Annotated in this window: 24 protein-coding genes; 13 read left to right on the forward strand and 11 right to left on the reverse strand. The window is 55.6% G+C overall.

Annotated elements, in window-relative coordinates; translation table 11 throughout:
- Positions 1 to 645 (reverse strand): LPS export ABC transporter periplasmic protein LptC, encoded by a 645-nt coding sequence (gene lptC, locus AACZ86_RS00115; RefSeq protein ID WP_339688396.1) that lies wholly within the window; start codon positions 643 to 645, stop codon positions 1 to 3.
- Positions 646 to 704: 59 nt separating this feature from the next.
- Complete coding sequence (locus tag AACZ86_RS00120; protein WP_339688399.1) at positions 705 to 1,322, reverse strand: ribonuclease H-like domain-containing protein; 618 nt, start codon at positions 1,320 to 1,322, stop codon at positions 705 to 707.
- A 206-nt stretch (positions 1,323 to 1,528) separates the two neighbouring features.
- Between AACZ86_RS00120 and AACZ86_RS00125 the strand changes: the two genes are divergently transcribed.
- Together AACZ86_RS00125 and AACZ86_RS00130 are read left to right on the forward strand one after the other, a co-directional pair.
- The gene (locus tag AACZ86_RS00125; protein ID WP_339688400.1) at positions 1,529 to 1,855 is read left to right on the forward strand and encodes a hypothetical protein; all 327 of its coding nucleotides are present in this window, start codon (positions 1,529 to 1,531) and stop codon (positions 1,853 to 1,855) included.
- Positions 1,856 to 2,043: 188 nt separating this feature from the next.
- On the forward strand, positions 2,044 to 2,715 hold the full coding sequence (locus AACZ86_RS00130; RefSeq protein WP_339688402.1) for a cold-shock protein: 672 nt from the start codon (positions 2,044 to 2,046) through the stop codon (positions 2,713 to 2,715).
- Between the two features lie 162 nt (positions 2,716 to 2,877).
- Here the strand turns inward: AACZ86_RS00130 and AACZ86_RS00135 are convergent, their stop codons facing one another.
- From AACZ86_RS00135 to AACZ86_RS00150, 4 genes are all read right to left on the reverse strand, one after another.
- Positions 2,878 to 6,369 (reverse strand): autotransporter domain-containing protein, encoded by a 3,492-nt coding sequence (locus AACZ86_RS00135; protein WP_339688404.1) that lies wholly within the window; start codon positions 6,367 to 6,369, stop codon positions 2,878 to 2,880.
- 292 nt (positions 6,370 to 6,661) lie between these two features.
- Positions 6,662 to 7,126: a DNA starvation/stationary phase protection protein gene (locus AACZ86_RS00140; RefSeq protein ID WP_339688405.1), complete on the reverse strand. Its 465-nt coding sequence runs from the start codon at positions 7,124 to 7,126 to the stop codon at positions 6,662 to 6,664.
- Between the two features lie 131 nt (positions 7,127 to 7,257).
- Entirely contained in the window at positions 7,258 to 7,824 is a 567-nt protein-coding gene (locus AACZ86_RS00145) for a TMEM165/GDT1 family protein (protein ID WP_339688406.1), read from the reverse strand.
- Between the two features lie 12 nt (positions 7,825 to 7,836).
- Positions 7,837 to 8,172, reverse strand: a complete 336-nt coding sequence (locus AACZ86_RS00150; protein WP_339688409.1) for a hypothetical protein — start codon at positions 8,170 to 8,172, stop codon at positions 7,837 to 7,839.
- Positions 8,173 to 8,370: 198 nt separating this feature from the next.
- Between AACZ86_RS00150 and rpmG the strand changes: the two genes are divergently transcribed.
- The gene (gene rpmG, locus AACZ86_RS00155; protein ID WP_066741431.1) at positions 8,371 to 8,538 is read left to right on the forward strand and encodes a 50S ribosomal protein L33; all 168 of its coding nucleotides are present in this window, start codon (positions 8,371 to 8,373) and stop codon (positions 8,536 to 8,538) included.
- Positions 8,539 to 8,556: 18 nt separating this feature from the next.
- On the opposite strand, the gene AACZ86_RS00160 is transcribed toward rpmG, so the two are convergent.
- Positions 8,557 to 8,925: a response regulator gene (locus AACZ86_RS00160; protein WP_323798998.1), complete on the reverse strand. Its 369-nt coding sequence runs from the start codon at positions 8,923 to 8,925 to the stop codon at positions 8,557 to 8,559.
- A gap of 52 nt (positions 8,926 to 8,977) precedes the next feature.
- Here AACZ86_RS00160 and AACZ86_RS00165 point away from each other — a divergent pair, with 52 nt between their 5' ends.
- The 5 genes from AACZ86_RS00165 to AACZ86_RS00185 are packed head-to-tail and all read left to right on the forward strand — an operon-like array spanning position 8,978 to position 12,333.
- Positions 8,978 to 9,268: a DUF3572 domain-containing protein gene (locus tag AACZ86_RS00165; protein WP_339688427.1), complete on the forward strand. Its 291-nt coding sequence runs from the start codon at positions 8,978 to 8,980 to the stop codon at positions 9,266 to 9,268.
- Positions 9,261 to 9,938 carry an HAD family hydrolase gene (locus AACZ86_RS00170; protein WP_339688429.1) on the forward strand — a complete coding sequence of 226 codons (678 nt, stop codon included), beginning with the start codon at positions 9,261 to 9,263 and terminating at the stop codon, positions 9,936 to 9,938. The genes AACZ86_RS00165 and AACZ86_RS00170 overlap by 8 nt, the downstream gene beginning before the upstream one ends.
- A 12-nt stretch (positions 9,939 to 9,950) precedes the next feature.
- Positions 9,951 to 10,418: a RidA family protein gene (locus AACZ86_RS00175; RefSeq protein ID WP_339688431.1), complete on the forward strand. Its 468-nt coding sequence runs from the start codon at positions 9,951 to 9,953 to the stop codon at positions 10,416 to 10,418.
- Positions 10,415 to 11,173 (forward strand): glycerophosphodiester phosphodiesterase family protein, encoded by a 759-nt coding sequence (locus tag AACZ86_RS00180; protein ID WP_339688433.1) that lies wholly within the window; start codon positions 10,415 to 10,417, stop codon positions 11,171 to 11,173. The genes AACZ86_RS00175 and AACZ86_RS00180 overlap by 4 nt, the downstream gene beginning before the upstream one ends.
- Positions 11,174 to 11,178: 5 nt before the next feature.
- Complete coding sequence (locus AACZ86_RS00185; RefSeq protein ID WP_339688435.1) at positions 11,179 to 12,333, forward strand: GNAT family N-acetyltransferase; 1,155 nt, start codon at positions 11,179 to 11,181, stop codon at positions 12,331 to 12,333.
- 1 nt (position 12,334) lies between these two features.
- On the opposite strand, the gene AACZ86_RS00190 is transcribed toward AACZ86_RS00185, so the two are convergent.
- Together AACZ86_RS00190 and panC are read right to left on the reverse strand one after the other, a co-directional pair.
- The gene (locus tag AACZ86_RS00190) at positions 12,335 to 12,631 is read right to left on the reverse strand and encodes an SEL1-like repeat protein (RefSeq protein WP_339688436.1); all 297 of its coding nucleotides are present in this window, start codon (positions 12,629 to 12,631) and stop codon (positions 12,335 to 12,337) included.
- A gap of 172 nt (positions 12,632 to 12,803) precedes the next feature.
- On the reverse strand, positions 12,804 to 13,643 hold the full coding sequence (gene panC / locus AACZ86_RS00195) for a pantoate--beta-alanine ligase (RefSeq protein ID WP_339688438.1): 840 nt from the start codon (positions 13,641 to 13,643) through the stop codon (positions 12,804 to 12,806).
- A 101-nt stretch (positions 13,644 to 13,744) separates the two neighbouring features.
- On the opposite strand from panC, the gene AACZ86_RS00200 reads away from it, so the two are divergent.
- The 3 genes from AACZ86_RS00200 (at position 13,745) to AACZ86_RS00210 (ending at position 16,504) form a co-directional block, all read left to right on the forward strand.
- Positions 13,745 to 14,569, forward strand: a complete 825-nt coding sequence (locus AACZ86_RS00200) for a division plane positioning ATPase MipZ (RefSeq protein WP_339688440.1) — start codon at positions 13,745 to 13,747, stop codon at positions 14,567 to 14,569.
- Between the two features lie 3 nt (positions 14,570 to 14,572).
- On the forward strand, positions 14,573 to 15,007 hold the full coding sequence (locus tag AACZ86_RS00205; RefSeq protein WP_339688442.1) for a J domain-containing protein: 435 nt from the start codon (positions 14,573 to 14,575) through the stop codon (positions 15,005 to 15,007).
- Positions 15,008 to 15,094: 87 nt separating this feature from the next.
- Complete coding sequence (locus AACZ86_RS00210; protein ID WP_339688445.1) at positions 15,095 to 16,504, forward strand: phosphomannomutase/phosphoglucomutase; 1,410 nt, start codon at positions 15,095 to 15,097, stop codon at positions 16,502 to 16,504.
- A 185-nt stretch (positions 16,505 to 16,689) separates the two neighbouring features.
- On the opposite strand, the gene AACZ86_RS00215 is transcribed toward AACZ86_RS00210, so the two are convergent.
- Positions 16,690 to 16,812, reverse strand: a complete 123-nt coding sequence (locus AACZ86_RS00215; protein WP_339688447.1) for a hypothetical protein — start codon at positions 16,810 to 16,812, stop codon at positions 16,690 to 16,692.
- Between the two features lie 295 nt (positions 16,813 to 17,107).
- Here AACZ86_RS00215 and AACZ86_RS00220 point away from each other — a divergent pair, with 295 nt between their 5' ends.
- Positions 17,108 to 18,814, forward strand: a complete 1,707-nt coding sequence (locus AACZ86_RS00220; protein WP_339688449.1) for a D-aminoacylase — start codon at positions 17,108 to 17,110, stop codon at positions 18,812 to 18,814.
- A 5-nt stretch (positions 18,815 to 18,819) separates the two neighbouring features.
- On the forward strand, positions 18,820 to 19,230 hold the full coding sequence (locus AACZ86_RS00225) for a DUF1801 domain-containing protein (protein WP_339688451.1): 411 nt from the start codon (positions 18,820 to 18,822) through the stop codon (positions 19,228 to 19,230).
- Between the two features lie 4 nt (positions 19,231 to 19,234).
- On the opposite strand, the gene AACZ86_RS00230 is transcribed toward AACZ86_RS00225, so the two are convergent.
- Complete coding sequence (locus AACZ86_RS00230) at positions 19,235 to 20,326, reverse strand: AI-2E family transporter (protein ID WP_339688453.1); 1,092 nt, start codon at positions 20,324 to 20,326, stop codon at positions 19,235 to 19,237.
- Between the last annotated feature and the right edge of the window lie 13 nt (positions 20,327 to 20,339).

The raw sequence follows: 20,339 nt of genomic DNA on the forward strand, positions 1-20,339 counted from the left end.
TTATGGTCTTCTTAATCCATTTTGTTCGATCCGCAAACTCGCATTGCCGTCCAGGCTTACGGTGCGCTCAGCCAGGTCTGCTTCGAGCCGATCGGCGCGGAATGTGCCGATATTGGTCCGGCCTTCAACCACCCCGCCACTTTTTAATGTCCGTTGCTTGAGATCAACCGTCACATTGTTGGTCGAAAGCCGGTAACCGCTGGCTGATTCAACCTGCACCGGCCCTGGCACCCGAACATTTTCCTGATCCATATCATAGCTACCGTCGTTTGCACGTATCTGGGCCGGCCCGTCCTGTAGCAAAATACGCGCGGAGAGATCCTGCAACTCAACGACAGCTTCGCTCGAACTTTTCTGCACGGCGGAGCCCGCTTTCAGCGAGAATGGGCGGCCTTCGCTATCCTCACCCCGATAGAGCGCTTCAGTGACTCTCATCCGTTCCTTGGCTACGTCGACGCTATTCTTGTCGAGAACAAAACTCAGTTCACCAGACATGGTGAAGGGAGCCAGCGCCAGCATCGACCCCAATACGCCAACTCCGGCAGGCAATATGAAACGCAACCATTTTACGTTCCGGTCATGCGTGCCATTCGGGGCAGCAAATTCCTGACGTTTCGTCCGGACTGGATTGGCGGAAGTTGACATAGGTGAACTACAATTCCAAAAATCAGAAATTACGACAATTGAGCGAAAGACCCAGGCGTTCAGGCATGGGCAAAAATATCCGTTTCCGCCCAGCCCGCCAGATCCAGTCGTGCGCGGTCAGGCAAAAATTCAAAGCAAGCCTGCGCGAGCGCCGTTCTGCCTTCCCGTTCGAGCCGGATTACCAGTTCATCCATCAATCTGTGCAGAAAGCGAACGTCGGATGCGGCATATTCCCGCTGGGCATCACTCAGTTCGGGATTTCCCCAATCACTGGATTGTTGCTGCTTCGAAATGTCCTGGCCAAGCAATTCCCGGACGAGTTCCTTCAATCCGTGGCGATCCGTGTAGGTACGGATGAGACGGGAAGCGATTTTGGTGCAGAATACGGGAGCCGCCATCACGCCCATATAATGCTCGATAGCCGCAAGATCAAAACGGGCAAAATGATAAAGCTTCAACCGCTCGGGATCAGCCAAGATGGCACGGAGATTGGGCGCTGCATAATCACTATCGGGACCGAAACGCACGAGATGCTCGTCACCCCCGCCATCTGATATCTGAAGCAGGCACAGACGGTCACGGGGAGTCTGCAGTCCCATGGTTTCTGTATCCACCGCAACCGGGCCGTCGCTCAGAACGTCAGCGGGAAGATCTTCTTCATGAAAAAAAACTGCCATGATAATTTGCCTGTCTGTTTCTATTGCTGGAACATACTCATTTTCTCAACCGTGGCGCTGGCGCGACAACCATTTTGATATTTGGTTTCGGCCATGGCCAGAGCAGCGGCTGGGGAAATTGACAGTCCCGTTTCTTTGGATATGCTATGTGCCGCAGGCGGGTTCAAACAGCAAGTTTAGTTTAAACATGAAATCACACCTGAAGCTTGAACGCTGCAGCAGGAGTTTACCGATATAACGGCGAAAATGCCATAACCAGCCGCTCCCGGCTTCAATTTCAACAAGGCGACCATAGTCTCACTTCTCTATATTGCAGGGTTGGTTATCGGGATAACCAAAATTTTCGGCTTTATACTTGCGTTGGCTTGGAAGAACAGGTCGTCGGTATAATTGGCGGTATTCTCTCTTTCGTTTTGATCGGGATTCCTATTCCTCTGGCACTTTTCATATTGATATTGGTCCGTTCTGTGGTTGCATTGTTGAAAGCACAGAAACAGGAATCGATCGCCGATCCGAAAACATGGCTTTTCTGATCGGGCCCATCAGAATATCAGAATCGGTCTAGCTGCGACGCAAACGCCGATTTCATTCGCTTATTCCTCTATTTTTCTATATAGTTGTGCCGCGCGGCAATTAGATTCGCGCGAAGCAATGTTCCGGAAATCGTCCGCTGTGACATTGGGATTATTGGATAGGGCGAATTGAAAGTGGCGATTTAAGAATGGGTTTTGACAGAAACCGGCGAGGTAGAGGCCGGGACAAACGCGACGGCTTCGGCGACGAAAACTTCGATGGATATCAAGGTGATAACGGTCCGCCCGTAGAAAGATATACGCGGCCAGACAGTGATTCCGGCGGTGGCAGACGGGGCGGCGGCATGCCGGACCAGGTAGTCGGCGAAAGCACCGGCACCGTAAAATTTTTCAATGCGCAAAAAGGTTTTGGCTTCATCGTGCAAGATGGTGGCGGCGAAGATGTTTTTGTTCATATCAGCCAAGTTGAACGCGCGGGCCTGAAAGGCCTTGCCGAAGGTCAGACATTGCGCTTTTCGCTGGTTGATCGTGGCGGCAAGGTTTCGGCTTCGGACATTCAGATCGAAGGCGATCTTATAGAAGTTACCGATAGCGCCCCTCCTCGTGAAGATCGCGGTGGCGGCGGAGCCCCTCGCAGAGAACTTACCGGCGAGAAAGCCACTGGCACCGTCAAGTTTTTCAACGGCAGCAAAGGCTTCGGATTCATCCAGCGTGATGACGGACAGCCTGATGCATTCGTGCATATTTCAGCTGTAGAACGCGCTGGTATGCGCGGGCTGGAAGAAGGCGATAAGCTGGAATTTGAACTAGAAGTGGATCAGCGCGGCAAGACCGCAGCAGTGAATCTGGTCGCAAAGTAGCTAACCGGACGCTATACACTATATCACGAATTAGGCGGGCTTTTTGGCCCGCCTTTTTTTTGCGTATCTGATAGCTTGGATGCCTCTCGAGACAGTATTGTATAACGGACATAGAAAAGCCCGCCGGACTTGTCCGACGGGCTTTTCCAAATTTTCCGACTATCAGAAGCGGAAGGTAACCGCCGCTGAATAGACCTGACTTTCGACATCGCTGCGACCGACCGAGGTATCGACCATCAGGTCGAACGACGTGCTGCCGGCGTTGTAGCGAAGGCCGACGCCCAGTTCGCCCCAGTTCCGGTCAACCGGTGCCAGAGCGAAGCCTGCCAGAGCGCCGGTACCGCCAACGAAATTTGCGCCGAACGTGCTCGGGTTGTCGTTCAGGAATTCATGAACAAAGTTCATCGAAACACGCGCCTGCAATTTCTTGCCTGGCTTGCTCTTGAACTCGACGCCAGCCAGTCCCTGAATACTGTTATAATCGGGCCGGACAATCGTCAGAGCCGGTCCGCCACCAGCTTCGGAAATAGTATCGAAATTGATGTGGGCGGATCGAGCACCAATTCCCGGAGCTATAATCGTATCGAGAATATCGAGTTCTTTCGAAAGGCCAATTTTCGACGCATAGATCAGACTGTCATCATCGGTGGTCAAAGCGAAAGTCTGCGCCCCGACAGCGACGTTGCGCAGAGTCTGAGCGTTGAAGGTACCGATACTCAACTGGGCATCCAAGACATAGTCACCACCGAAGCGCGACTGGCCGTAGATTGAACCCATGATCGTGCGGCTCTCTGCCTGCTGCCCCAAGGTCACGCCGGCATCAACATCAGAATAATATGCCGACACGCCGATCATGCTGTTTTCGCCGAGATAATATTCCACGCCGCCAGCGATGAAGAAGCCGTCAAATTCATCGTCGGAAGAGCCAGTACCCGGCATAGCCTGCGTATTGCCCTCGACAAAGCCTCCGGACAGATAGACTGCCATATCCTCATTGACGCTACCGGAAGTCACCATGCTGTCCACAGCGCTTATAGTTGCATCACTCATGATTGCCGGAGAACCAGGAATATTGGCGCCGCTTAAAGAGGCCGAAGCCAATTGCAGGGGCTTGCCGCTCACCGCGATCGTCCCGCCATTTGTGGAACGGTCGGCAAAGCTCATCCGACTGTCATAGAACCGGCCGATGTTGGTCAAAGAACCTCGGGCCATGTTCTGGACAGCAGCCTCTGTTGTCGGGGCCCAACTGTCGAATGTAGCCTGGACGGTTTCGACATCTGAGTAGTCCAGGAAGTCGAACAGTCCGGAAACAGCAGCATTTCCGCGATTCCGATCCATCAACGCTGCATAGCTGACTTGGAGCGGATCGTTTCCGTCAACAGCCGTTTGATAGCTTTGAACGCTAATCGTCATGTCGACAGCATTTGCGCTATACACAAGTTGAGAAGACAAAATCGCAGAAATTTGGGTTGCGCTATCAAACTCATTGGTCACGCCGCCGGTCGCGGTGAGAATACGATAGGTGCGTTCGGTCGTTTCAAAACCGCCAACGGGCGAGAACACAACGTTACCACCAATATCGGCGACACCATTAACAGCTAGAAGATCGGAGTCTCCCGAGGCGCCTATATCGACCATCAATGTGGAACCCGAAGACAGGATGACATTGCCATTCACCGTCAATGTTCCAATTGTTCCAACCGTGCCCGGAGCGATACCGCCGGCAATGCTAGTCAGGAATGGCACGTTCAGCGTTCCGGAACCCGACAGCAATCCGGCAAAGAGGGAATAGTCGCCGACACTGTTCAGTGTACCGTCAACAGCAATCCGGCCTGCGGTCTGGTTGACGTCAATTTGAGCCGACAGGCTTGATCCGGAATTGATCATCAATCCAGCCGCACCGCCAACATTCAATCGATCAATGGTCACATCGCTGTTCAGACTTGTCGCGCCTGCCTGATCCAACGTGACTTCGAAATAGCGAGCCTTGACGCCGCCTGCGACATCGGCATCTATGTTATCGGGAACGAAATCTGTTGCGCCGACAAGACCATTATCCAGCGTCGGAGCCGGGAATGGGTCGCCTGCGGCCTGAGGTGCTTCTTCAGCGCCTTCCGGTCCGCCATTGGTTTCAGCGACAAGGTCGCCGGCCGGGATGGCACCGCCAGAGATTGCGATATTCTCGACCAGAGTCGCACTGCCACTAATCGCGATATTTTCGACGATCATACCATCACCGCGGATCGCGGCATCGGCCAGCAGTTGTGGCCGTCCAGCTGTTTGTGCGGCAGGAGCTGCAACCGCATCTGCCTGCGTTTCACTGCCCGAAGTCAGGCTAGAAGCAGCCTCCGCGTTAGGAACTTGTGCCGACGTGGGTGCTGGGCGCGATGGAGGTGTATCCGTTCCAGTCGCAAAATCAAAACATCCATCACCTGCGTTATCACCGGCTTCATCGTAACAGACTTCGCCAAACTGCGGTGTTGACTGCGTGATTCCATCAGTCTGCGCATCGGGGAACCCGTTTACCACGTTACCGCTTGCATCAATGATACGATAGGCTGGATCTAGATCGGTCTGCCAGTGGGTTGCATCTTCCCATGCGCCGTCACCGGCCTTCGCACTTACATAGCGATAAGGATTTGTCGCTGCGATATAGTCTGCGAACAGGAACAGCGGCTGGTAAAAGCTTTCGGTGCCATAGGAACTGAAAACCTGGGGGCCAAAGAAGCGTGAGCCGCCGGACAGGACACCAATCTGGAGATCTTCGGTCGAGAGGCTGTTATTCGCTGCATCGAGGATCAACGGACCGCCGGAATCGCCCCCTGCCGTCGTACCTTCGCCGACACGGGCTTCATCTTTGTAGAGATTGAAGTCAAATGGATCGGCTTGGTTCGGATCGTCGAAGTCGATACGATAAAGAACCTGCGGCAGATCACCAAAGGGATCACCGAAAAGAAACGTGTTCCGGTCATCGAACGTGGTCAGCGCGCCGAGCATATTCTCGGCGGCTTTCCGTCGCCAGTCGATACCGATATCGGCACCTGTCGTACCACTACCGGTGCGACCGTAGCCTGTGATGTTAACATGGTAACCGGTGCCGTCCGTATCATCGATTGCGCCAGGGTCGGGGAGCGGAGAGAATAACAGGGCCCATGTCGGGATATTGGCTGCCGGATCGGACAGAGTGGCCAAGGCAATATCACCTTCGAGAAAACCAAAGCCTTCGACCCGTGCTACAGAATCGGGATTATAGGCAATCTGGCTGATATTATAGACAAACAGATCGGGATTGGATGCGAAACTGTTCCCGAGCCAATTTTGGAAACCGGGAAGAGCATTCACATCGAACGAAAACGCCGATTGAATAGCCCCGTTGGTTTCAAAATCACTTTCAGGACGATCATTCACGCAGTGCGCAGCGAACAACACGGTCCGCGGGTTGATCAAGGTACCACTGCAGACAAACCCATCATTGCGGAAAAACATGCCGACGCCGTTCACACCGCCGTCGTTGTCAACAATCTGCTCCGGTGTATAATTGTCATTTGGAACAATCGCCTGAGCGGGAGTTACCAGAGCGAGTGTTGCGATTGCTCCGGCAGCTGCGGTACCCAGAAGTACCGACCGCGTGGAATGTCGGAAATGCTTGATCATGAAAGAAAGCCCCCTGTAATATTCTGTTAGAATAGACCCCGGCCGAGGCCTTGCTTTATTTTCCTATCCAAATCAAAGTGTTAATAGTTAACTGGATTTATGATAGCCGGGTAAATGGGAGTTTTCCGAGGTTTCCTTAAACTACAAAGTCAATGTTTGGTGACATCCATGGTTATTGAGCAACACGCTTTGGCCAATTTCCGCCAAAAATATCCGTCGTCTGTTTACATGTTATCCAGACGGCGGCAATTCGAGTGGGCTGCCCAATTCTGCCCATTCCAGCGGAGATCATTCAATCTTTCTGTGCAATTTCCAGCAAGAACCAGGCGCGTTCTTCCGCCTGGTCTGTCCAGTCATCCAGCAGGCCATCGGTCGCATTGTCGCCAGCCTCTGCGGCAAGTTCTTTCGTCTCCCGCAGTTTTGCCACGAGCTTGAGATTGTCCGCACGCAGTTCCTCCAGCATGTCCGCCGCTGCAACCTTCGCATCATCATTGTCGGATACGCTCTGCCGTCTGGCGATATCGCCGATCGACGTGAGCGTGCGATGACCGTTCTTGCGGACCCGCTCGGCGATCAGGTCGGTGGTGGCAAGAATCTGCGTCGCATGATCGTCGAACATCAGGTGATAATCACGGAAATGGGGCCCCGATACATGCCAGTGGAAATTCTTGGTCTTGAGATAGAGTGCGAAACTATCGGCTAGAACTCCGTTTAGCGCCTCCGCTACGGCCTTTTTTGCATTGTCACCGGTGGTCATAATCTGCTCCTTTTCATTTTCCATCTCAGGAAAAATAAAGGCGCGAAGACGATATTCCCAACGGAAAAACTGGTTGTCACAGATTGACAATATCGATCAGATTGGCGCTGTTAAGGATTCCCGTGATCGAACTAGAAAATGCCCCATGCGCTGAGCGCCAAGACGCTGCCGATCAGGAGAAAACCGGCGGCACCGAAAAGCCGGACAGCCTGCATCGGAACTGCATCTGCCAGCCGTTGTCGCAATAAAATGGCGGGCACACAGGCGATCATTACGCCTATCCAGCCACCGGCAGCAGCAAATATTCCCATATCGGTCCGCGCGGCTGTCGCCGCCAGAATGAACTGGCCCTTGTCGCCGAATTGCAGAATGAACAGCCCGAGGAAAGATGTCCAGAAGGGCCCGATACTCCAACCTTCCAGCAAGTCGGTCGGGCGCCGCCATGCAATCATGCCGACCCCGGCAAATATCAGCGACAGGGCATAGAAGAGCTGTAACGGCTCTTCGCTTATCCACTGGTTGACGGCGGATCCCGCTACCGCAGAAATCGCGCAATTGCACAGGGTTGCCAAGCCCAATCCCCAAATGACCGGAGAGATGCGCCCGTATCTCATCGCCAGAGCCGCACAAAGGATCTGCGGACGGTCGCCAAATTCGGCGAGTGCCATTGTAAAAAGAGAAGTTAGAAACGCATCCACTATATTATGCGGTTAGGGCTGGCCGCCGAGACGAAGCGCGACATTGGCCATCAGCGCTTCGGTCATGGCCGGGCTAATCTCTTCGCAATCCAGAGTCGCGCGCATCGCTTCAAGATAGAAGCGCGCAACCGTAGTGGCCCCACCATTTTGTATGGCGGGCTGCAGGGCGGTTTCGAAGGCACAACTGAGATCGTGGAGCGCAAACAGGTGATGCTGGGTAGCCTTTTGCCGGACATGGTCGAGATGCATCAGAAATTGCACCGGGTGCCGGGCAACCAATTCAACTGGCAAATCGTCGAGCAAAGTCCGCATTTCTGCCTGCACAAATAGATTTTGATCATGGTCCATCGCAACTGCCCCTGTTTCGATGATATCATTGCAAAAACATGGTTAAGAAGCGGTAAACGGAATGAAGTTTATCGCCGGAATAGTGGTGGAGGCTTTTTCTTGACATTCATCGGCCTTTTCACCATTAGCGCGGGGAACGAATGCGGCGCCGGATAGCGTCGCTGTTTTTATTTCAGCTTCTGCCTTAAGGAATGCACCATGGCGAAACCAGCCAATGTAAAGATCAAACTCGTCAGCACGGCGGATACCGGCTTTTTCTACGTAACCCGCAAAAATCCGCGGAATCTTACCGAAAAAATGGTACAGCGCAAATATGATCCGGTTGTGCGCAAGCATGTCGAATTCAAAGAAGCCAAAATCAAATAAGCAGGCTTTGGCCAGACTTTAGCGGTGCAGAACTTGCTGCACCGATTCGATGAATTTCGCGACCGATATCGGCTTTGAGACATAAGCCTCTGCTCCGGCACTCAATATCCGGTCTTCATCACCCTTGCCGGCATAAGCGGTCACGGCCATGATCGGTATGATCTTGAGCTGGCCGTCTTTCTTGATCTGCTCGATCAGCTCCAGACCGCTGACGTGCGGCAACTGGATATCCATCACGATCAGATTCGGGACAAAGCTCCGCGCTTTTTCGAGCACTTCCCGGCCATCGCTGACCGGCTCGACCACAAAACCATGGGCCCGCAGCAGGTCGCAAAATAGCTTGAGGTTCAATTCATTGTCCTCGACCACCAATACTCTTTTTGCCACGACCGGTTTTGCCCTTTCAAACTTGCTGCCGACCCATTAGGCGAAAGCGGCAATGGAAACAAATCCCAATCTCGGACCCGATGCCGACATCATCGCCTTGCAGGCGCTCGGCTGGGTGCTGCAGGATCAAGACCGCGCGGAACGGCTGCTCGCTTTGACCGGACTGGACCCCCGCGAACTGCGGTCTGGCTTGGAAGATCCAACGATGCTGGCATCCCTGCTCGGTTTTCTTGCCAATCACGAACCCGATCTAATCGCCTGCGCAGAGGCCATCGGCGTCGCACCCGAAAAACTGGCTGCCGCCGCAAATCATCTTAATGCCCCCGGAGATTTTTATGAGTAACAGGCCGCTTCTGATCAGCGATTGCGACGAAGTCTTGCTCCATATGGTAGTGCCGTTCCAGCAATGGCTGGATAGCGACAAGCATATCCACTTCGATCTCGAGAACGGGAGCAATTTTGCCGAGGCGCTGCGCCACAAACATGATGGCACACAGGTTTTGCCGGAGCAGATCTGGCCGATGCTGAAGGAATTTTTCGACACCGAAATGTACCGCCAGGGCGCCATCGAAGGCGCGGTAGAATCGATCAACAAGCTCGGCGAAGTCGCCGATGTTGTCATATTGACCAATCTGCTTGACGATCGCCGCGAAGCGCGGGCGGAACAGCTCAAGGCCGTCGGCATCGATTTTCCTGTCTACACCAATCAGGGCGGCAAAGGAGAGTTGCTGAACAGCATAATCGCCGAATTTGAGCCCAGCGTCGCCGTCTTTGTCGATGATCTGGGTCATCAGCATGGCAGCGTCGCGAAACATGCACCCGACGTTTGGCGGCTGCAATTGGTCGGTGAGCCGATCTTGGCAAAACATATCACGACCAACCCTGCTGCCAGCGCCCGTATCGATATATGGAGCGAAGCCCTGTCCTGGATATCCGAAAAATTTGATAATGCCCTACCGGCTCCGGCGATGGATCTGCCGTCGCAAGAGCTTGACCCCGCCAACCATGCGTGAGAGATTTGCCTTATGACCGATAATATTGAAAGCGCCCTGACAGCCAAAGGCATAGAGCTGCCTACACCCGCTGCCCCCGTGGCCTCTTATGTTCCCGCTGTGGAAGTCAATGGCCTGCTCTATATCAGCGGACAGGTCTCGATGGCCGACGGCCAGCTGATCACCGGACGGCTTGGCGAAAATATGTCTCTGGAAGAGGGGCAACAGGCCGCCAAGGCCTGTGCCTTGATGATCGCGGCGCAGATCAAGAAAGCGGCCGGATCGCTCGACCGGGTCGACCGGATCGTCAAACTCGGCGTTTTCGTCAACAGTACGGCGGATTATACCGACCATCCCAAGGTCGCCAATGGCTGTTCCGACATGATGGAAGTGATTTTCGGTGCCGCAGGTCAGCATTCCCGCAGCGCAGTTGGCGTGTCGTCATTGCCGCTCGGCGTAGCGGTCGAGGTCGACGCCATAATCGCCCTGAAACCCGAGTGATCGGGCCGCTGCTAGACAATGCACTTGCGCCGGCTCCGGCGCCTGGCCGGGTAGCGTTCCTGAAAGGCCAGCCATATGCCCATCGCGGATTGCACGGCAATGGCGTGCTGGAGAATAGCCCCGCCGCCTTTGCAGCCGCGATCAAGCTGGGTCACGGGATCGAGTGTGATGTCCAGGCAGCCGAAGACGGCCGCGCCTTTGTATTTCATGACTATGAACTGGACCGGCTGACGGACCAAAGCGGTTTGATCGTAAAAATGCGCGCCGACGATATTGACCGGGTCCAGCTGAAAGGCGGGCATGGCAAGATTCCGCGTTTGCGCGAAACACTCGCCCAAGTCGCGGGTCAGGTACCAATCCTGATCGAAATCAAATCGCGCAACATGCGGGTTGGTCCGCTGTGCCTTTCGGTACGCCGTGCTCTGGAAGGCTATGGCGGCAAAGCGGCTATCATGTCCTTCAATCCGCTGGTTGGCGCATGGTTTCGGAAAAATGCCGACCATATCGTTCGCGGGTTGGTGGTGACGGAAGAAGACAGCAAGAACTGGCGCGGCAGAATCGCCCGCCACCGCAATCTTTGGACAGCGAAGCCCGATTTTCTGGCTTATGATATCCGCGACCTGCCGTCCCGCTTTGCCGCTGCGCAACGCGCCCGTGGTCTGCCAATCGTGACCTGGACGGTACGCTCGTCCGAACAGGAAGAAATCGCGTCAGTATATGCCGACGAACCGGTTTACGAGATGCCGCAGAGCTGATCGCGATGTCTGATTCCCCGGCCGCTCCTGTTGAAATTCACGCTCGCGTTGCCGATGATATCGCCAGCCTGCCGGCGAAACAATGGGATGCCTGTGCCGGATCGGCCAATCCTTTTGTCTCCCACGCTTTTCTGTCCGCGATGGAGTTATCCGGTAGCGTCGGTCCGGGTACTGGCTGGAAGTCCCTGCCGATCATCATCGAAGATGAAGCCGGCCAAATCGCTGCGTGCCTGCCAAGCTATCTCAAATCGCACAGCCAGGGCGAATATATTTTCGATCAGCAATGGGCGCATGCGTTTGAACATGCCGGGGGCCAATATTATCCGAAAATCCAGATAGCCTCACCCTTCTCGCCGGTGCCCGGACCCCGCTTGCTGCTGCGCGACAAAAATTTGGCTTTGCCGCTACTAAAAGCAGCGGAACAACTCACCGAAAATAACGGTATTTCGTCGGTGCACGCGACATTTGTCAGCGAGGACCAGCTCGACTATTTTCGCGAAGCGGGCTGGATGATCCGCACCGACAGCCAGTTCCACTGGCGCAACGACGGCTATGAGAGCTTTGATGATTTCCTCGCGGCCCTGTCTTCGCGAAAGCGCAAGGCGATCCGCCGGGAACGGACCAAAGCCCGGGAAGAAGTGGAAATCATCCACTTGTCGGGCGATGATATCCAGCCGGATCATTGGGACTATTTCTGGCAGTTTTACCAGGATACCGGGATGCGCAAATGGGGGCAGCCCTATTTGACACGCAGTGCTTTTGATCTGCTGCACCAGAAAATGGCAAGCAAGCTGTTGCTGATATTTGCCATGCAGGATGGTATTCCGGTGGCTGGCGCGCTCAACGTCATTGGCGAAGAGACGCTTTACGGCCGCTATTGGGGTTGTACGCGCGACATCCCGTTTCTGCATTTCGAGATTTGCTATTATCAGGCGATTGACGCTGCCATAGCGCGAGGATTGAAGACGGTTGAGGCCGGAGCACAGGGTAGCCATAAACTGGCGCGCGGCTATCAGCCGGTGCCGACCTGGTCAGCGCATTATATCGTCGATCCGGGATTTCGGTCGGCGATTGCCGACTATCTGGAACGCGAGCGACAGGCGGTTGCTGCCGATATCGAATTTCTGGCCGATATGGGGCCGTTTAAAAAATCGTCTTAGCCTATGCCGCGCGGCGTGTATTGTCCTGCAACCAGCTGCGTGCGTCCCGCTGGGCTTCGGCAATTTCGCGAGCCGTCATTTCCAGTGAAATTTCTGCCCGGCAGATCTTGCTTTCATCATGGCCTGACAAGGCGGCCAGATTGAACCATTTATGGGCTTCGATCAAATCGACGTCGATGCCCTCCGATCCGGTAGAATAGATCACGCCCAGATCAAAATATGCATTGCTGCTGCCTTGTGCTGCCTCGGAGAGGCGGCTTTCTATCAGAAAGGCGGCGCTTTTCATGCTATTGCCCATATTCTCAGTCCTGTTTTTGTTGCCGCATTCACTGGCGACAGGACGACTTTCACCGCAATTTCCTAAAGGAATGGTTAACGGGAATTGGGGAAAATTGATTCGGCCGTGTAAAAAGGGCGCGAAATCAAGCAATCCCATATTATTCAATGGTTAACAAAACAGCAGTGTAGCCTTAGGAAACGGGGATATTGTCGATCAGCCGCGTACGGCCGATATGGGCAGCGGCAAGAAGACGGGCCGGTTTTGTAAAATCATGCAGTAAGGCAAGCGTATCGGCGTCGCGCAGCTCGAGATAGTCGACTTTGTGAAATCCTGACCCCAGCAATCGAGCCTTGGCATCCGTCAATATCGCTGCCGCCGGCTTGCCAGCGGCTATCGCTTTCGCGGCATCCTGCATCGCTCGAGGGAGCGCTACGGCATTGCCTCTTTCCTCTGCTGTCAGATAGGCATTGCGCGACGACAGGGCCAGACCATCGGGATCGCGAACGGTCGGAACGCCAACGATTTCATGGGTGAAGTCAAGGTCGAGCGCCATCCGCCGGATAACCGCAAGCTGCTGATAGTCTTTCTCTCCGAAAAAGGCAGCATCGGGACGGACCTGATTGAACAATTTTGCGACGACTGTGGCGACGCCGTCAAAATGGCCTGGCCGCGCCGCACCACATAGTCCGTCGCTGATCCCGCTGACGCTGACATTGGTGGCATAGCCCGGTGGATAGACCTGGTCCGCCGCCGGTGCCCACAGCAATTTTACACCTGCCGCCTCTAGCAGAGCAGCATCGGCGGCTTCCTGACGCGGGTAGGCGTCCAGATCCTCCCCTTCGCCAAACTGCGTCGGATTGACGAAGATCGAAGCGACCACTGCATCGCTTTGTTCTTTTGCCACTTCCACCAGCCGCATATGGCCCGCGTGTAGCGCGCCCATGGTCGGGACGAGCCCGATTTTAAGTCCCGACGTGCGAAACTCCGCCAAAGCATTGCGCAGCGAATCCAACTCTCGAACAATTTGCATGCATCACTCTTTGCATTTAGATTTTTCTGTAAAGCTCTGTTAGGCTATGCGACGGTGAACCGCCCTTCGCAAGGGCCTAGAACAGGGATATAGCTGAAAACGTGACCAATAATGCGCATCATATCGTCTTCGCCAATGAAAAGGGCGGGACCGGCAAGTCCACCACTGCGGTTCATGTCGCGGTTGCGCTTGCCCATCAGGGTCACAAGGTGGGGATCATCGATCTCGATCCGCGCCAACGCACCACCTATCGTTATCTGGAAAATCGCGACGCGACGATGAAACGGCTGAATATCGATATTCCGCAGCCTTTTTTTGAAGTCTTCGAAGAGGATAATCTGTCCCGGCTCGAACAGCAGATAGAACGGATGTCCCACGGCGTCGATTTTCTGCTCTACGATACGCCCGGCCGCGACGACAAATTTGCCCGCTATGTAGCAACGCGCGCGAATACACTGGTCACGCCAATCAACGACAGTTTCGTCGATTTCGATCTGATCGGCCAGGTGGACCCGGAAACCTACAAGGTGCGGAAACTGAGTTTTTACGCGGAATTGATCTGGGAGGCTCGCAAGGAGCGGGCCAAGGCTGATGGCAAGACGATCGACTGGGTGCTGCTGAGAAACCGGACCCAATATGTCGAAGCGCATAATATGAAACGGATCGTTGCAGCGCTTGCCGAATTGTCGCAGCGCGTGGGATTCCGTATCATTCCCGGCCTTAGCGAACGGGTCATTTACCGCGAACTGTTTCCGTCGGGCCTGACGATGCTGGACAAGAAGCATCTCGGCCGCCTGGCCACAAGCCATCTGGCTGCACGTCAGGAACTGCGGGAACTGATCAAGCATCTCGCGCTACCGCCAGCCGTCCAACGGCAGCCGGAAGATAATAAACCTGCTCTCGGCAAACCAAAGCTGGTGGCCTGACCGATGATGCCATTGCTCATATTCGGCGGCGCCATTCTGGCCTGGCTGGTGTTGTCGGGCAAGGCAAAGACCATGACTCCAAACCAGTGGCTGGCCCTGGTAATGGCGCTGGTGGGCGCGAATTTCCTGCGCGGCGGTGGCTGGGTCATGGGCGGGGCGATGATTGCCGGCGCGGCTTTTCTGAGCGGCTGGCGGATCTTGATACCGGCCCGCGATCGGGTGGAGCCAAAGCGCAAACCGCGCAATTTCGAACTCGACCGGGCGCGATCCTTGTTGGGGGTCAGCGATGGCGCCGGCTTTATCGAAATCAATGCCGCCTGGAAAGAACGGCTGGCGGAACATCATCCCGACAATGGCGGAGACGAGCAGCTGGCGAAGATGATCAACCGCGCCCGGGACCTGTTATTGGAAGATTTGGAAGCATCTAACGGGCAGTGAACCTGCGATTCATATCGACAGTAATGCTGGATTTATAGGTATATGCCGCTTACAAACCGGAAAATCCAACAATCCGGGACTTCCAACATGACTTCACCATCCTCGCACGATTTTCACCCCAGTTCGCTGCGCGAATATGACATTCGCGGCATCATCGGCGAGACGCTGGGCGCGGAGGATGCTTATGCCATTGGCCGCGGTTTCGGGACGCTGATCGCCCGGGACGGCGGTTCTGCGGTGGCAACCGGATTTGATGGCCGGACCAGTTCGCCGATGTTGGAAGAGGCGCTTGTTCGCGGTTTGAATGATGCCGGAATCAATGCCATTTCTGTCGGCATGGGCCCCACTCCGATGCTTTATTATGCCGAATCTGTACTAAATCAGGTCCAGGGCGGCATAATGATCACCGGAAGTCACAATCCGGCCAATTATAACGGCTTCAAGATGGTGTTTCAGGGGCGTCCCTTTTTCGGTGCTGATATCCTTAAGCTCGGCAGCATGGCGTCAGAGAGTGACTGGGACAGCGGTACCGGTTCGCTCGAGCGCATCGACATCATCGACGAATATGTCGAGCGCCTGCTGAAGAATTTCACCGGCAATGCCTTCAAGGTCGGCTGGGATTGCGGCAATGGCGCGGCCGGACCGGTGATCGAGAAATTGACCAGGCTGCTGACCGAGCGAGGCGCCGGCGAGCATCATCTGCTTTACACTGAAGTCGACGGATCTTTTCCCAATCACCATCCCGACCCGACCGAGGAAAAGAATCTCGAGGACCTGAAAGCTCTGGTCGCGGAAAAAGGTCTCGACTTCGGTGTCGCCTTTGACGGCGACGGCGACCGGATCGGCGCGATTGATGGCCAGGGCCGGGTGATCTGGGGCGACCAGTTGCTGCAAATCTATGCCGAGGATGTGCTGAAAAGCGATCCCGGCGCGACGATCATTGCTGACGTCAAGGCGTCACAGGCTTTATACGACCGGATCGCGGAGCTTGGCGGCAAACCGCTGATGTGGAAGACCGGCCATAGTCTGATCAAATCGAAAATGAAGGAAACAGGTTCGCCGCTCGCCGGCGAAATGAGCGGCCACGTGTTTTTCAAACATGATTATTATGGCTTCGATGACGCGCCTTATGCGGCGATCCGCCTGATCCAGGCGGCGACCAATATCGGCAAGTCGGTAACCGAGTTGCGCAGCGATATGGTCGAGATGATCAACACGCCGGAGATGCGATTCCAGGTTGATGAAAGCCGCAAGTTCGCGGTAATCGACGAAGTGCTGGAACGGCTTTCGGCCAGCGGCGCAGAAGTCAACGATACCGATGGCGCGCGGGTCAATACCGAAGACGGCTGGTGGCTGCTGCGCGCCAGCAACACCCAGGATGTGCTGGTCGCCCGGGCCGAAGCCAAGTCGCATGACGGGCTCGACCGGCTGATGGCGCAGATTGACGAGCAGCTGGCACTATCGGGGCTGGAGCGCGGCGAGCAAGCGGGGCATTAGTCCCCGACGGCCGGACGGAAGATACGCTCCGGTCGACCTTCATCAGATGAAGGTCGCGCCGTTGGCCGCGGGACCGACCGCGGAGATTACAAATATTGCCGAGCAGAACATGGCGGCGAGACCGGCGGCGATTTCCTCACGAAAAGTGAAGCGGGGCATGATATTTTCCTTCCTGCTGGCTGGCATTATGCGATCAACGACGCGCTATTCCGAACCGCGGGACCGACACTTGCGGCGACCAATACGGCAGCAGAAAAAATAGCGGCGAAAGCGGCGGCGATCTGGTTCTGGATATTGACGTTCGACATTTTGAAATTCCTTCATGTTTAAAACTGGCCTCCGCAATTTCTGTTAGCGAAGATAGGAATAGCTTTGCATACAGCGTGCCAGTTCGTATATTTCTATGTGTATCAATATGTTACCTCATATTCCGGAAAAAGTCGTCCGCCATTGATCCTGATTAATGGGAAATTTCCCCATATTTTGGTCAGGCAAGTTCCGAGGCCATCGGCATTCGACTATCAAATTACATGTTGGCGCGTCGCTGCTGACTGTGATTAGATATGCAGACTGTATTTCATGCAGAAATTATAAGGAATGATCATGGCTGCGGATTTTGACCTGATAATACGCGGCGGAACCATTGCCGATGGCAGCGGTGGTGATCTTATCTCCGGCGATATCGCAGTCAGCGACGGCAAAATAGCGGCGATCGGGCAGATCACCGGCAAGGGTCGTGAAGAAATCGACGCGACGGGCAAGATCGTCACCCCCGGCTTTGTCGACGTCCACACCCATTATGATGGCCAGTGTATCTGGGCGGAAGAGCTCAGCCCGTCGTCTTCGCACGGCGTGACCACGGCGATCATGGGCAATTGCGGCGTCGGCTTTGCGCCCTGCCGCAAGGAAGATCACGACATGCTGATCAACGTGATGGAAGGCGTCGAGGATATTCCCGGCGTGGTCATGTCCGATGGCCTGCCCTGGAACTGGGAGACATTCCCGGAATATCTCGACGTCGTCGACAAGGGCAAGCGCGATATCGATATCGCAGCCTATCTGCCGCACTCCCCCTTGCGCGTGTACGCCATGGGTGCGCGCGGCGCGTCCCGCGAACCGGCCAATGACGATGATCTGGCAATGATGCGCAGGTTGGCACGGGAAGCGATGGAAGCCGGAGCGATCGGCTTCGCGACCTCGCGTCTCTCGATCCACAAGACCGCAGACGGCGGTTCTATCCCGACATTCGAAGCCGATGTGGCCGAACTGGAAGCGATTTGCGGCGGAATGGCGGATGCAGGCACCGGAACCTTCCAGGTGGTGCTTGATGCGTTCGTCGGCTGGGACAAGGAATATAAGGTGATCGAACGGGTGATCGAATCATCCGGCCGGCCTGCCACTTTCACGCTCGCCTCCGGTAATGACGGACCGCCGCGCTGGCGCAAGGTGCTGGATATGATGGAGGCCACCCACGCCAATGGCGGAAAGGCAACCGCCCAGATCATGCCGCGACCGATCGGCCTGATCGCCGGGCTGGAGCTGACGGTCCATCCCTTCATTCTCTGCCCGAGCTGGGCGAAGATTGCCGACCTGTCGGTAGAGGAACAGGTCGCGGCGATGTGCGACCCGGAGCTTCGCAAAGCCCTGCTAAGCGAGGAGTTCGAACATGGGCATCCGTTCAACGCGCTCGCCCGCGACTGGAACTGGCTGTTCCCGCTCGACAATCCACCGGATTATGCACCGCCGAAAGAGATGAGCATGGCGGGACAGGCAGCCGCGAAAGGCTGCACGCCGCAGGAGATTGCCTATGACCGGCTGCTCGATACCGACGGCAAGGGCCTGTTTCTCGCCGCTTTGGGCAATTACGAGAACGGCACATTGGCCAGCGCTCACGAAATGCTGAGCCACCCGCACTGCATTCCCGGCCTCGGCGACGGCGGCGCCCATTATGGCGCGATTTGCGACGCCAGCTACTCGACCTATTTGCTGACCCAATATGTCCGCAAGCCGGGAGCCGAGAGTTTTGAGCTGGCGGAAGCGATCCATATGTTGTCGCACAAGGCCGCCAAGGCGGTTGGGCTGGACCAGCGCGGTCTGCTCAAGCTTGGCGCAAAGGCAGATATCAATGTGATCGATCTCGACCGGCTGCAATTGCATCTGCCGGAGATCGTCCGCGATCTGCCAGCGGGTGGTCAAAGATTGCACCAGCGCGCAACCGGCTATGATGCGACGATCGTGTCGGGCGAGATCATCCGGCGGTTCGACCAGTCCACCGGCGCGCGACCGGGACGGTTGATCAGGGGGGCATAGAGAGCGTGGAACAGTCGCTTCCGGCAGAGACAGCGGACATATTCGATCGGCTCCCGGAGGAAATGGCTGGCGCGTTGCGAAATCTTCGCGCGCTCATTCTCGAAACGGCAGCGGAAAACCCCGCCGTGGGGCCATTGCAGGAAACGCTGAAATGGGGAGAGCCGGCCTTTCTGCCGTCAGCCAGCAAATCCGGCACCACCGTCCGCATCAACGCCCACAAGAAATCCGGGACACGATATGCATTTTATGTCCATTGCAGCACCGATCTCGTCGAGCGCTACAGAGCGCTGTACAGCGACGTTCTGCAATTTGAAGGCAGTCGCGCAGTGTTGTTCGATCTGGCAGACGCCCTGCCCGTCGATGCGGTCAAACATTGCGTCGCGATGGCGCTGACCTATCATCTGCGCACCGACTGAGCGGCTAATCGACCGCTTTCTCCGGTTCTGCCTGCCCCTGTTGCATATCGGAGAAAATGCTCCAGAGCGCGATGAACAGGGCGGCGACCAACGGGCCAATGACGATGCCATTGATCCCGAACAGTTGCAGTCCGCCGAGCGTCGAGATCAGCACTACATAGTCCGGCATCCGCGTGTCCCTGCCGACCAGCGTGGGTCGGACGAGATTGTCGACCATGCTGATCAGGAATATGCCGCAGAGGATCAGCACGACACCCTGCCAGATATCGCCGGAGACGAACAGGAATAGCGCAACAGGAACCCAGACAAATCCTGTTCCGATCGCCGGAATCAGCGAGAATATCCCCATCAACACCGCCCATAGCAAAGCACCGCGGATATCGAGCGCCCAGAAGACGAGACCACCGAGACTGCCCTGGATGATCGCGATGATCAGACTGCCCTTGATCGTCGCGCGGATGACGACCAGGAATTTTTCCTTCAGAATCCGGCCATTTTCCGGGCTCAAAGGAATGATCTGATCAATCCTTTCCGTCAGCGCGCGACCATCGCGGAGCAGGAAGAAGGTCAGATACATCATGACGCCAAGACTGAGCAAGAATTGAAAGGCCCCCTGACCGACGCTGAGTGACCGCGTGACCAGAAATTCAAGAATCGCGGAAATCGACTGTTCTATCTCCGCCCTGATGGCGGCAAAATCATTATAGCCATAGGCGGCCAGCTGGACCTGCATCCAATGGGGAAGCGAGCGTTCAAACGCCTCGAACACCGCTCCGAAATCGATCTCGCCATCCTGAACCCGCACGTAAAGACTCGCCGCTTCCTGCGCCAGAGCCATGCCGAGCAGGATCGTCGGGACCACAACCAGCAGCAGGATCAGCACCAATGTGATCACAGCGGCGAGATTGGTCCGGCCCGGCAGATAGCCCAGCAGACGCTCGTAGACCGGACGAAACAGCACCGCGACAACGACGCCCCAGACGATGGCCCCGAAAAACGGTTCGACCAGCACCGCAAATGCCAGCGAGACGATCACCAGAAGCGTGATCAGAAAACCCCATTCAACCCGTTTCTTCGATGCCGCTGGATCGTTCATTTTTTGTCGCTCT

The organism is uncultured Parasphingorhabdus sp. (assembly GCF_963975735.1).
In the GTDB taxonomy this organism is placed as follows: Bacteria; Pseudomonadota; Alphaproteobacteria; order Sphingomonadales; family Sphingomonadaceae; genus Parasphingorhabdus.

What these genes read in the sequence shown, in the direction of transcription:
- lptC (WP_339688396.1), bottom strand. Translation starts at nt 645, where the DNA reads ATGTCAACTTCCGCCAATCCAGTCCGGACGAAACGTCAGGAATTTGCT.
- AACZ86_RS00120 (WP_339688399.1), bottom strand. Translation starts at nt 1,322, where the DNA reads ATGGCAGTTTTTTTTCATGAAGAAGATCTTCCCGCTGACGTTCTGAGC.
- AACZ86_RS00130 (WP_339688402.1), top strand. Translation starts at nt 2,044, where the DNA reads ATGGGTTTTGACAGAAACCGGCGAGGTAGAGGCCGGGACAAACGCGAC.
- AACZ86_RS00135 (WP_339688404.1), bottom strand. Translation starts at nt 6,369, where the DNA reads ATGATCAAGCATTTCCGACATTCCACGCGGTCGGTACTTCTGGGTACC.
- AACZ86_RS00140 (WP_339688405.1), bottom strand. Translation starts at nt 7,126, where the DNA reads ATGACCACCGGTGACAATGCAAAAAAGGCCGTAGCGGAGGCGCTAAAC.
- AACZ86_RS00150 (WP_339688409.1), bottom strand. Translation starts at nt 8,172, where the DNA reads ATGGACCATGATCAAAATCTATTTGTGCAGGCAGAAATGCGGACTTTG.
- rpmG (WP_066741431.1), top strand. Translation starts at nt 8,371, where the DNA reads ATGGCGAAACCAGCCAATGTAAAGATCAAACTCGTCAGCACGGCGGAT.
- AACZ86_RS00165 (WP_339688427.1), top strand. Translation starts at nt 8,978, where the DNA reads ATGGAAACAAATCCCAATCTCGGACCCGATGCCGACATCATCGCCTTG.
- AACZ86_RS00170 (WP_339688429.1), top strand. Translation starts at nt 9,261, where the DNA reads ATGAGTAACAGGCCGCTTCTGATCAGCGATTGCGACGAAGTCTTGCTC.
- AACZ86_RS00175 (WP_339688431.1), top strand. Translation starts at nt 9,951, where the DNA reads ATGACCGATAATATTGAAAGCGCCCTGACAGCCAAAGGCATAGAGCTG.
- AACZ86_RS00185 (WP_339688435.1), top strand. Translation starts at nt 11,179, where the DNA reads ATGTCTGATTCCCCGGCCGCTCCTGTTGAAATTCACGCTCGCGTTGCC.
- AACZ86_RS00190 (WP_339688436.1), bottom strand. Translation starts at nt 12,631, where the DNA reads ATGGGCAATAGCATGAAAAGCGCCGCCTTTCTGATAGAAAGCCGCCTC.
- panC (WP_339688438.1), bottom strand. Translation starts at nt 13,643, where the DNA reads ATGCAAATTGTTCGAGAGTTGGATTCGCTGCGCAATGCTTTGGCGGAG.
- AACZ86_RS00205 (WP_339688442.1), top strand. Translation starts at nt 14,573, where the DNA reads ATGATGCCATTGCTCATATTCGGCGGCGCCATTCTGGCCTGGCTGGTG.
- AACZ86_RS00210 (WP_339688445.1), top strand. Translation starts at nt 15,095, where the DNA reads ATGACTTCACCATCCTCGCACGATTTTCACCCCAGTTCGCTGCGCGAA.
- AACZ86_RS00215 (WP_339688447.1), bottom strand. Translation starts at nt 16,812, where the DNA reads ATGTCGAACGTCAATATCCAGAACCAGATCGCCGCCGCTTTCGCCGCT.
- AACZ86_RS00220 (WP_339688449.1), top strand. Translation starts at nt 17,108, where the DNA reads ATGGCTGCGGATTTTGACCTGATAATACGCGGCGGAACCATTGCCGAT.
- AACZ86_RS00230 (WP_339688453.1), bottom strand. Translation starts at nt 20,326, where the DNA reads ATGAACGATCCAGCGGCATCGAAGAAACGGGTTGAATGGGGTTTTCTG.